We start from the raw sequence: 9600 nt of genomic DNA on the forward strand, positions 1-9600 counted from the left end.
AATATCACTACCAATGCCCAATTATCAATATTATCAATTAGCAATGCCCGATCCCCCATTCCTAATGCCCAATTCCCAGTTATCCATTTTTCCCAAACTTGCTATCTTGCAAAGAATTACCAATCCCCTGGATAATTCCCCGCCCGATCAAACCAATTCCCCGCCCTATAACCTGAGTCAAAACGTAAACAACCCCAGCACCCAACAGCGAAATAACCGCGCGAACTCTAGGTGCGATCGCATCCCTGGTTTCCAGCACCAAAGTCAAGGCTAACTGCCACCCAGACAACTGTGCTAACTCCAGATTTCTTGGAGCATAAATAGAAATTTTCTTAATTCCAGAATCGCCCAAAACAAACAGCCAAAACCTGCTTTCAAAAATAGCTTTCGGTTCCACAAAATATCTATCCCAGCTATATCTCCACGACAACTCATTCCGAAACCGCTCAATTTCTCGCGTCGAAATCAACTTACCATCGTAAAAAATTTGCTTAATTTCTTCAATATTTGCCAAATTATTTAGTAGAGGCTGTACCACTCCGCTAGCAACTTGAATTGCCAAATTTTCCAACAAAGCTTCAGCTCGCTGCATTGCTGCCGGGCTGCCAGCAACACAAGAAATATTGTCAACAGTTAGAGGAATTTCAAATAGCAAATGTGCAAAAAAATCAACTGTCATCGGTATTTTATCAAGGATTTCTGCTGCAACTACATCAGCATCTGCCAGCAGCATCGGCACAACTTCTACGCCGCTGCCTGCCAATAGATAAGCAGCACTTCCCCCTTGGCTTTCTTCCAGTTTTAAGCTGGCTTGACTGCCATCAAAAACCAGATTTTCTTCCGTTTGCAGTGTATAGTATCTGCCAAAATAATCTATGATTGTCGCCTGCCATAAATCCCGTAAAATAGCAGGCATTTTTTGCGACAATTGAGTTTGCTGCACTTGCGAAAAGCGCAATTCTTCCAGCAAATCCTTTAACTTCCGCAGAATGGAACTCATCAATTCACGCTTTTTGGGCGATCGCAAAATATCGATTTCCAAAGGCAAGCCAGTCAAATTCACCAAATCAAACTGCAATTTAGCTGCCGCCGAGTCAAACAAGCTACCTTGCCAATTAGTTGCAACCACCAAAGATTCAGCCGAAACTTGGGAATTCGTTAATTGCGATTGAGAATTATTCAACAAATTCTCCCGTCTTCCTTCTGCCTCTGCCTTCTCCCCTCTTCCTTCTTCCTTCTTCCTTCTTCCTTCTTCCTTCTTCCTTCTTCCTTCTTCCTTCTTCCTTCTTCCTTCTTCCTTCTCCCCTTTTTCTTCAAATAATAACTGACTGACAATCCAACGAGCTGCGAGCAATTCTCTGCGGCGCCCGCTGAGTACAACCCCATCTACAATAGAGGGCAAATCTGTGGGAGCTGCGGCTCTGAACTCTTGCAAATCAGCTTGGACCACCGCCAAAGTTGCATCTATTTCCCGTAGTCCAGAACGATAAAAATAAGCCAGCATTTTTTTGTGTACTGGCGTATCAATTGTCGAATTATCTGCATTTTTATCTGCAATTGCTGCGTAGTTTTCTACTGTTTTAACCACCGCTGCATTTAGTTCTATTTCCGAGTTAGCTGCCGTATCCGTCGCCCAATAAGTGAGACCAGATGCCACAGCGCGAATAGCTTCGATTGTCAAGGAAATATCTGTACCTTTAGGGCAATAGCCATTCGCACCCGCCGCCTGTACCTGGGCCAACAGCTCCGGTGTCAGCGGCCCGCCTAGCAGCAACAGGGGCAGGTTGGGGTACAAAGTTTTGAGTTCGCGACAAAATGCCACCGCCTCTATTTGACCCGATCGCAAATTTAGGGTCTCAACAGCCAAAATTACCAAATCTGCGGGCTTCTTGGCTGCTACCGAGTCGATCGAGCGAGCTTCGAGAACCCGCAAAGCCTCGGTTGCGGTTGAAATCTCTGCAACAACTTGCAAGTCTGGATACTGCTCGCAAGCAACTCGCAGCCCCAGCCGGAAAATGGGGTCGCCCTCGATCGTCAGCACTTGGAAATTACTCACTTGATTTTAGATTTGAGATTTTAGAGAGCGATCGTGCGAAAACCCAATTACTCCGGGAGCAAATTAGCATCAGGAGGCCCAGCCGATTCAGGAATCGAGGGCGGCGCGGGTTCCGGAGCCGGAGCCGGAGGAGCAGGTTCCGGAGCCGGAGCCGGAGCCGGGGCCTCTTCTCTCGCGGGCGGATAGTAAGGTTCCGGCTCTGGCGCGGGCGGATAGTAAGGTTCCGGTTCCGGCTCTCTAGCAGGCGGATAGTAAGGTTCCGGCTCCCTAGCAGGCGGATAGTAAGGTTCCGGAGCCGGGGCCTCTTCTCTCGCAGGCGGATAGTAAGGCTCTGGTTCTGGCGCGTACTCCTCCTGTCGCGGAGCTGGCGCGTACTCCTCCTGTCGCGGAGCTGGCGCATACTCGCGAGCGGGTTCCGGCGCGTACTCGCGAGCGGGTTCCGGCGGCGGCGCACTGTTGGCTCTGAGTTCAGCACTCCAGCGCCCGATCGCACCTGCAGCCTCTGAATACAGCGCCCTACCGTAACCGATTTGGGAAGCCGTATCGATCGCCGCTCCTAGACTGCCTTGAGATGCCAATTCCGCAGCTCGATCGAGAATCGGTCTGTCTTGAGCAACTTGCAGTTCGCTCACCCACTGATAGACATTATCCTGAGCTTTGGCGTACAAAGTCCTACCGCTCTTAATTTGCGAAGCTTTTTCAATAGCAGCACTAAGTTTTCCTTGCTTCGCCAGGGCGATCGCTTCATCCAAAAAAGGCTGATCTTGAATAACTTCTATGCGTTTCGTCCACTGAGCCAAGAGAGTTTGCGCTTCTATCCTGCGGGGGCGGTTTTGAGATATCAGGAGTAGCTGAGCCATGCCGCCCTTGAGTCCTTCAACCGTTTGCGGTTCTGCCAACTGCTTCGCCAAAGTCAGAAAAGATTGGTCTTCGATCCGCTGAATTTCCCGACGCCAAGCAGCCACCAAAGTTTGAGCGTGAACGCGCCGTGGCTGCTTAAGTCCGATGGTTTGCGCTTGCTCGATCGCGAGTCCAAACGTTCCTATCTGACCGACACTAGCGATCGTACTAGCCACTTGCAGCCGCAGCAAATCTTGAAACTGCACCTGCAAATTTTCAATTTGAACTTGAGCTTGCTTGTACAGAGGGCGACCCGGAGCTATTTGGCTAGCAGCCCCCTGCCCTTCGAGCAAGCTAAAAATGTGTTGTGGCAGCGGAGTTGATATCGACTGATTCCACGTCACTGCCTGAGCTCTACCCAACTGCATCAAATCTTGAGCTTCCGCAAATAGTAGCGAATCCTGTGGCACAACAGAAGCAGCCTCGATCGCCCCCGGCAGGTCTTTCGCCCCCAACCGCTTAGTAGCCATTGCCAGCAAAGTCCGGCTCCAGCCCTCAATTTCCTTCTCAGCTTTAGCGCGGGCAAAAAGCTGCGAGTCTATTTTGCGAGCCAGGACGATCGCCTCAGCGAACTTTTGCGGAGTTCCGTCCTTCGCCAAATCTCTAGCCTCTTCCAAGCGCTGCCAGCCGTTTCTTTCCAAAGAAATCTGCTGGATCAGCTCGTTGTACCGCTTTTGACTCCAGAAAACATTTTCCAGCTTGAACAAAGCTTGAGCATAATCCCAAGCCTTCCTTAAATCCTCACTTTTTAAAGCTGCTAGGGCTGTATCGTAGAGTTTTTGGCCCTCCTGCCAATTTTTTTCCCAAGCAGTCACAGCCTCCTGTACCTCTGGGTAAGACGGACTGGTTTTCGGAATTTTCGCCACAATCTCCAGAGCGCCTTTCAAATCGCCCCTCTCAATTTTTGCCCTGGCAAATCCCAGAATGGCTTTCGACCATTCCCCTATCAAATGTTGACCTTGCGAGTATAGCGGATGTTCTTTCGGCCAAGCCTGCACCAGTGCCATTGCCGATTCTAGCTGTTCTAGCTTGCCCGACTTAGCGGCTTGCTGAGCGCAGTAAAGTCGCTCTCCGTCCGCCGCCAACGGCGACAGTTGCTGGCAATTGGGCGGCGGCGGCATCGTCAGTAACCACAGAAATGCAGCGGCACCGGTTACTCCAAATCCCACCAGGAGACTCAGCCAGATTAGCTGCCACTGCCAAAAAGTTCTTTTCCCCTCGGTCGGCAGCGCCGTTACTGAGGAACTCGCATCGCCTGTCGCCTCTGCACTGAACTGTGCCGTCGGTTTGAGGGATGGGTTGTATTGCGGTGGTGTGTGGAATTGGTCAGATTGTCGTCTCGCCATTACTTCAGCCTGTCCTGTAATGCGCACTCTTCACGTGACACTCCCCCATCAAATCATAGATTGTGATGTCGGCTTCTGACTCCGGTTAAGGAGATCGAGAACTTCCTTCAAGGTACTGGCCATCTTTCCCTCTACGGCGTTTTATAGTGAGGTTCGTGTCCAGCCCCACTGGTTGCTTCCGAGTATTTTAGGCTCTCGAAGCACGTAAATCATACCAGTTATCAAACAGTTATTGACAGATTCCGGGGCTGTTTGGCAGAAAAAACAGTATAAAGCCCCGTCAGTCGATCAATTTTAGATTTTAGATTTTAGATTTTAGATTTTAGATTTGACTCTACAGATGAATTGGGGGAGCGATTAAACTAAGGTCTAATATTAAATCCGGGTCAGAAATTACCTGATCAGACTCAGCGGTTGAAACCGCAATTACACTAGCTTTCGTCTACTCCAAGCCGATTTAAAATAAAGGGGTACTACAGCCGGATTTGGTCTACACTTTTACGTGTAGCGGGTAGAAATGACTTTTTTGGTTTAGTCGTAAATTTTATTCCCGATCGCCAAACTTGTCGATCGAGTTTCATTTTTCTGTTTTCATTTTTTTTCGACTGTGCCAAATTCCGGCTGGCGACGGCAAAAAAACCGATCGAACCCAGCTAAATACTTAAATCATTTTATACCACCTATCGACCCAGTACAAATATCAGTTTTGCTTCCAACAGCCGCTGCTTTATCCGTTACGAAGCCTTTGGCGTATCGCTGACACTCGATGCTTCCGTGGCGGACTCGGCAGATCGATATCCGTAGAAATCTATCCGGTAGTCTACAATTCTGACACCAGTTTGCTGTTGGATTTGTTCGATCAATTCGATCGGCAATTCCACATGAACGTCTAGAATCTGAGCCGTATCAAGACAATTGACGTGAGAGTGAGAGTCGCTGACGTTGCCGTACAAGCGTCCCTCCGAGCGTTCTATGCACTCAATAATCCCTTCTCTCGACAAAGCTTCTAGATTTTGATAGACAGAAGTATGACCAATCGAATGCGCTTGTTTGTTGAGGCGATCGTAAATTTCGCGAGCGGAGAGGTGTTCTTTTGCCTCCCACAAAAGTTCTAGAATAAATCGACGCTGGCGGCTCAAGCGCATTCCCATCGCCTGACAGCGGTTTAAAGCATCTTCTAATGAACGAATTGGTTTCACAGCTACCGCCTTATAAAGCCTGCTCGATTTTTAATTCTGGTACAACATTGCACGCCTACATATCCACTAATTCTAACGCAGGCTTGCCCAACAGTAGAAGGTAGAGGGCAAAAATCTCGACTGAGTGAATTTTTTCGAGTTGCTGCTCAACTCTATCTTCTACTGCCACACATCCTAGTTCGAGGATTTGATGGCGTTAACCAGTAACTTGGCGATTTCCGAGAGTTGCTTTTTGTTGAAAGTTTTGAGCAAAAGCTTGACTACCGCCTTCGGTTCGGCTGGAAGAGCTACTTGCTTCGAGGCTGCTGCTGGGGCTGCTGGGGCTGCTGGGGCTGCTGGGGCTGCTGGGGCTGCTGGTTTTGGGCTTGCTGCCAAAAGTAGCAAATTTTTACTCGGAACGATCGTCTTGACTTTCCCCACTTGTACTAAATCGCCAGCTTCCTTGAGTTCTTTGATAATCAACGGAGCTAAGACTTTATAAGAGTTTTTGGGATTAACGATCGCTGCTCTAGCTGTTTTTACTAAATTTTGCCAAGTCTCTATTTTACCTCCCAACTTATAGAGGCGAACGCACACATCCGTCAACTCAGAGCGACTAGCAGCCGATTCTTTCTGCTTGAAGACCTGCAACATTTCTTTGAGTAAAGTCATCACTTCAACAGCAAAATTCGCCGGCACAGCGCCCGCTGTTGGAGCGGCGCGGGTACTAGACCCAGCAGCAGCCTGCACTTTGCCCGACGCCAATTTATTGAGGTGAGTTTCGAGTTGAGCAAAAACAGGCATCACCTGCTGCACGAGTTTTTCTCCCTCCTCATTCCTCAAGCCGAAAGGCCCCTCCAGTCGCCCCAGCAAGTCCTTAAGCGTATCAACTCCCTTTAAAAAGAGGGATTCTGCCGTTTGGTCAACCTGCTTGACGGGCCCGTCCTTGAGCACCTTAAAACAATCTTCCAAGCGGTGAGCGGTTGTTTTAATACTATCTAAGCCCAGCATAGCCGCCCCTCCTTTCACGGAATGGGCGGCTCGAAACATCTCTTGGACGCTTTCGGGGTCTTTCATCGTGGACTTTAAATCCACTAAACCATTTTCTAGAGTATCGAGGTGCTCCTTAGCCTCCTCTATAAACAAACGCATAATTCGGTCTTGCTGATCTGACACGACAGTCCTCCTAACAATCTGTGCACCCTCCAGAAAGCACCCTCTTCGCGGGAGAAAACGCGACTCCTGCCAAAAGTCGGAAGCTCCCATGCAAAACATTCTAGCCTGCCTCAGCTAGCAGACTCAAAATACTGGTGTCAGGGCAATCTTAGCTCTAAAACTGGTGCGGTGGAGATTGAGCCTAGAGTTCTGAGGGAGTATCTGGAGCGACTTCAATACCCATTCCTTGTTTCATCATCTGCTGATCCGTAATCAAATCGCTCAATTCCTTGACTTCGACGCCGATGTCTTGGCAAGCCTTTTTCAGTTCCCGCTCGAAGGTGTTGAGGTCGCCTCCGTAGCCACAAAGCTTCGCGGCTGTGGCGATTCCTTGTTGGGCGTTAGCTTTGGCGCAGTCGATCAATTCAATGCCTTTGAGCGGTTGGGAGGATGCCATAATTTCAAGCCACAATTTATATTTTCTCCCACTGTACCTAGAAGGTTGAGGTCGATCGATCTATCGAAAGGCATGAAAAATCCTGCCTGTGCTGGGTGTTACCAATTCATACCTATTTTTTGGGAGTTCCTGCGAAGATGGCAGTAGTTGAGATTTTCTAACCCTGACTGTGCCTAAATTACAGTAGATTATTGTGAAAAATGTTTCCCAATCTAAAATGCACTGGGTCTGGAGCGTCCGGCACCGCGTGTTTGTGTCTTTTCTCTTTGCTATGGCAGTTGCTGTGTTGCTGCCACCTGACTATCTCCCCCTGACTCGGACGCTGTGCATTTGGAACGCGGGCGCGGTCAGTTTTCTGATTTTGACTTGGATGCTGATGCTGCAAGGCACTCCCGAAATGATGCGCCACCACGCTCAGCAGTTGGACGCTGGCCGCTTAACAATCTTAAGTACGATCGTGGCAGCCGCTTTTGCTAGCTTGTTAGCCATTTTCTTTCTGCTGCGCGATACCAAAGGCCTGTCGCCGAATTTGCTATTTCTGCACTTGGGGCTTTCTGTTCTTACAATTGTTGGCTCTTGGATGCAGGTGCACACTATCTTCACGATGCACTATGCCCGCAGCTACTACAAAAACCGCAGCAAGCAGCACGGCAGCTACTTGCAGGCGGGGGGTTTGGATTTTCCGGGAGACGAGGAACCAGATTACAAAGATTTTTTATATTTCTCCTTTGGTATTGGCATGACTTGCCAAGTTGCAGACGTGCTGATCACTTCTCGTTCCACGAGGTACCTCGTGCTTTTTCACAGTGTGCTATCGTTCTTTTTTAACACCGCGATTCTCGCTATGAGCGTCAATATTATTGCGGGATTGAGTTGATAGGATTCAGTAGAAGCGGTATTATTTCGAGTATGATGCGGAAACTTTCATCCTAATAATAGTTAGGTAGTAATTGCTAAATTGAAGTAGTCCAACTATGGGGAAGCTCACTTACATCTTCTAGTAGGAAGTTTGCGTACACGAATATTCGGACATCATCGTAGAGATCGCTAAGAACACGTTTCCGGGCACCGGATTTGTTCCACGGTTGAAGATCGGAGTCTAGCTCACAGAAACCAACCCAGGGATGCCCCTCTGCCTGTAATTCTTCAGATTTAACTATCACAGCAGGCAAAACAGCTAAGTCATAGGGTTTAAGGGAGAGATCATCCATTGCACCGATAGATATTTGGCGCTCCAGCATTGGCTCTGAAAGCGGAAAGACGTTGAGACTAGGATGGTTCGCTAAGTCATTCAATCGTTCTGAAACTTTCGTCAGTTCATTTGCCACTAATCCATCAAATAGAGCAAATACCCGACGTGCTGCATCCGCATCCTCAGCGGTCACTCGACCTTCATCTGTTGCCCATCTCACAAATTTGCGTAAATCATCAGAGCGAGAGCGTGGGGAAAACCTTCGAGGTACGGTTTCACGTGCTTCTGTAAGGCATATTGCAGGCACATATAACTTAAACTCACCAGCCTGAGCACGTTGGAGCAACTGAATAGCCTGTGGACTTTGCAAGTGTGCTGGAGCAATAACATCCACTACCCAATTTGTTTCCACTAAAACTGCTTTGGGTTTCACTTTACACTCTTACTCCATCTAGGGCCAGCAGCCCTCACTTCGCCAATTCGGAGAAGGCTGATTATTTGTTCGCCAAGTAGGTTTCTTAAGTCATTTGGCAAGTTGTCCATACTGGCAGTCAGCTTCAGTTTCTCAAGCCATCGCTGAACTCGCGATTCAAACTCACTCGCAGGGTTTCCCTTCCATTGCTCATCTGCAGGTGGTAGCAAAGAATCTGGAAGTTGCGCTTCACCAACTACATAAATTGACTCACCATTATACTTTTCTAAGGAGTCCCGGAGGAGAATCACACGCTCACCAGCTACGACAAGTCCAACTGAACAACCAATAGATGCCATAGTATGTTTAAGCTGTTCAATAGCACTTTTAGCGATACTGATGTGTTTGATTTTTTTTACCTCAACAAGCATTAGATATTCGCCATCTTGACTGGTCACAATAATATCTGGATCTTGGAATGTTTTTATCATGGCATTATATCGCAGCGAATTTATTTGTTATGCAGTAAATTAACAATTGTCCTAGGCAAAGCCTAACAAAATTATAACTTGAGGGGATTCAAATTACCGCATTCAAATGTCAAGACACGGATAATCAATTGAGCTACCCAGTTGATGAGAATGTCAAAACACGGATAATCAATTGAGCTACCCAGTTGATGAGACAGAAATTTTCATGCTGATTCTCCCACTCGCATTCGATCGCCCTCCATCCCCCATTGGTAACAAGTTAAGCCTGTATGGCAGTTGTCAAGGGGATTTGAGAAGATGTGTCAAAGAAAAATTGCTCCAGGCCTCGCTGTCGAGCAGGGAAAGGTGCAACAATTAACTTAACATTGGGCTTTCGTTGAGATTTAACAATACCTAAATCTTGGTTTTCGGGC

The 9600-nt window shown here is 48.0% G+C and carries 8 protein-coding genes and 1 pseudogene; 1 reads left to right on the top strand and 8 read right to left on the bottom strand.

The genetic code is table 11. The annotated features are described in order from the left end of the window. Positions 1-79: 79 nt before the first annotated feature. The 5 genes from QUA90_RS05695 to QUA90_RS05715 all read right to left on the bottom strand — a co-directional run bounded on the left by QUA90_RS05695 (position 80) and on the right by QUA90_RS05715 (position 7092). A complete protein-coding gene (locus tag QUA90_RS05695) occupies positions 80-2056 on the bottom strand; it encodes a DUF3685 domain-containing protein (RefSeq protein WP_333444291.1) in 1977 nt (658 codons plus the stop codon). A 47-nt stretch (positions 2057-2103) separates the two neighbouring features. Next, positions 2104-4302, bottom strand: a complete 2199-nt coding sequence (locus QUA90_RS05700) for a hypothetical protein (protein ID WP_333332188.1) — start codon at positions 4300-4302, stop codon at positions 2104-2106. Positions 4303-5036: 734 nt separating this feature from the next. Beyond that, positions 5037-5501, bottom strand: coding sequence for a Fur family transcriptional regulator (locus tag QUA90_RS05705; RefSeq protein WP_333332191.1), 465 nt, complete (start codon positions 5499-5501; stop codon positions 5037-5039). Between the two features lie 174 nt (positions 5502-5675). Next, positions 5676-6755 (bottom strand): Hpt domain-containing protein, encoded by a 1080-nt coding sequence (locus QUA90_RS05710; RefSeq protein ID WP_333444294.1) that lies wholly within the window; start codon positions 6753-6755, stop codon positions 5676-5678. A gap of 82 nt (positions 6756-6837) precedes the next feature. Continuing rightward, a complete protein-coding gene (locus QUA90_RS05715) occupies positions 6838-7092 on the bottom strand; it encodes a hypothetical protein (protein ID WP_333332197.1) in 255 nt (84 codons plus the stop codon). 193 nt (positions 7093-7285) lie between these two features. On the opposite strand from QUA90_RS05715, the gene QUA90_RS05720 reads away from it, so the two are divergent. Further along, on the top strand, positions 7286-7969 hold the full coding sequence (locus QUA90_RS05720; RefSeq protein ID WP_333444296.1) for a DUF1345 domain-containing protein: 684 nt from the start codon (positions 7286-7288) through the stop codon (positions 7967-7969). Positions 7970-8045: 76 nt separating this feature from the next. On the opposite strand, the gene QUA90_RS05725 is transcribed toward QUA90_RS05720, so the two are convergent. The 3 genes and pseudogenes from QUA90_RS05725 to QUA90_RS05735 all read right to left on the bottom strand — a co-directional run. Then, a complete protein-coding gene (locus tag QUA90_RS05725) occupies positions 8046-8717 on the bottom strand; it encodes a hypothetical protein (RefSeq protein WP_333444298.1) in 672 nt (223 codons plus the stop codon). Continuing rightward, positions 8714-9187, bottom strand: coding sequence for a hypothetical protein (locus QUA90_RS05730; protein WP_333332203.1), 474 nt, complete (start codon positions 9185-9187; stop codon positions 8714-8716). Before QUA90_RS05730 ends, QUA90_RS05725 begins: the two co-directional genes overlap by 4 nt. A gap of 259 nt (positions 9188-9446) precedes the next feature. After that, positions 9447-9600: pseudogene (locus QUA90_RS05735) on the bottom strand (IS4 family transposase); the annotation flags it as partial.

Origin of the sequence: Microcoleus sp. D3_18_C4, assembly GCF_036702355.1 — a bacterium.
GTDB lineage: Bacteria > Cyanobacteriota > Cyanobacteriia > Cyanobacteriales > Microcoleaceae > Microcoleus.

Bases quoted from the DNA above. Each gene is read 5' to 3' on its own strand.
- QUA90_RS05700 (WP_333332188.1), bottom strand. From the start codon at position 4,302: ATGGCGAGACGACAATCTGACCAATTCCACACACCACCGCAATACAAC.
- QUA90_RS05715 (WP_333332197.1), bottom strand. From the start codon at position 7,092: ATGGCATCCTCCCAACCGCTCAAAGGCATTGAATTGATCGACTGCGCC.
- QUA90_RS05710 (WP_333444294.1), bottom strand. From the start codon at position 6,755: ATGTTTTGCATGGGAGCTTCCGACTTTTGGCAGGAGTCGCGTTTTCTC.
- QUA90_RS05730 (WP_333332203.1), bottom strand. From the start codon at position 9,187: ATGATAAAAACATTCCAAGATCCAGATATTATTGTGACCAGTCAAGAT.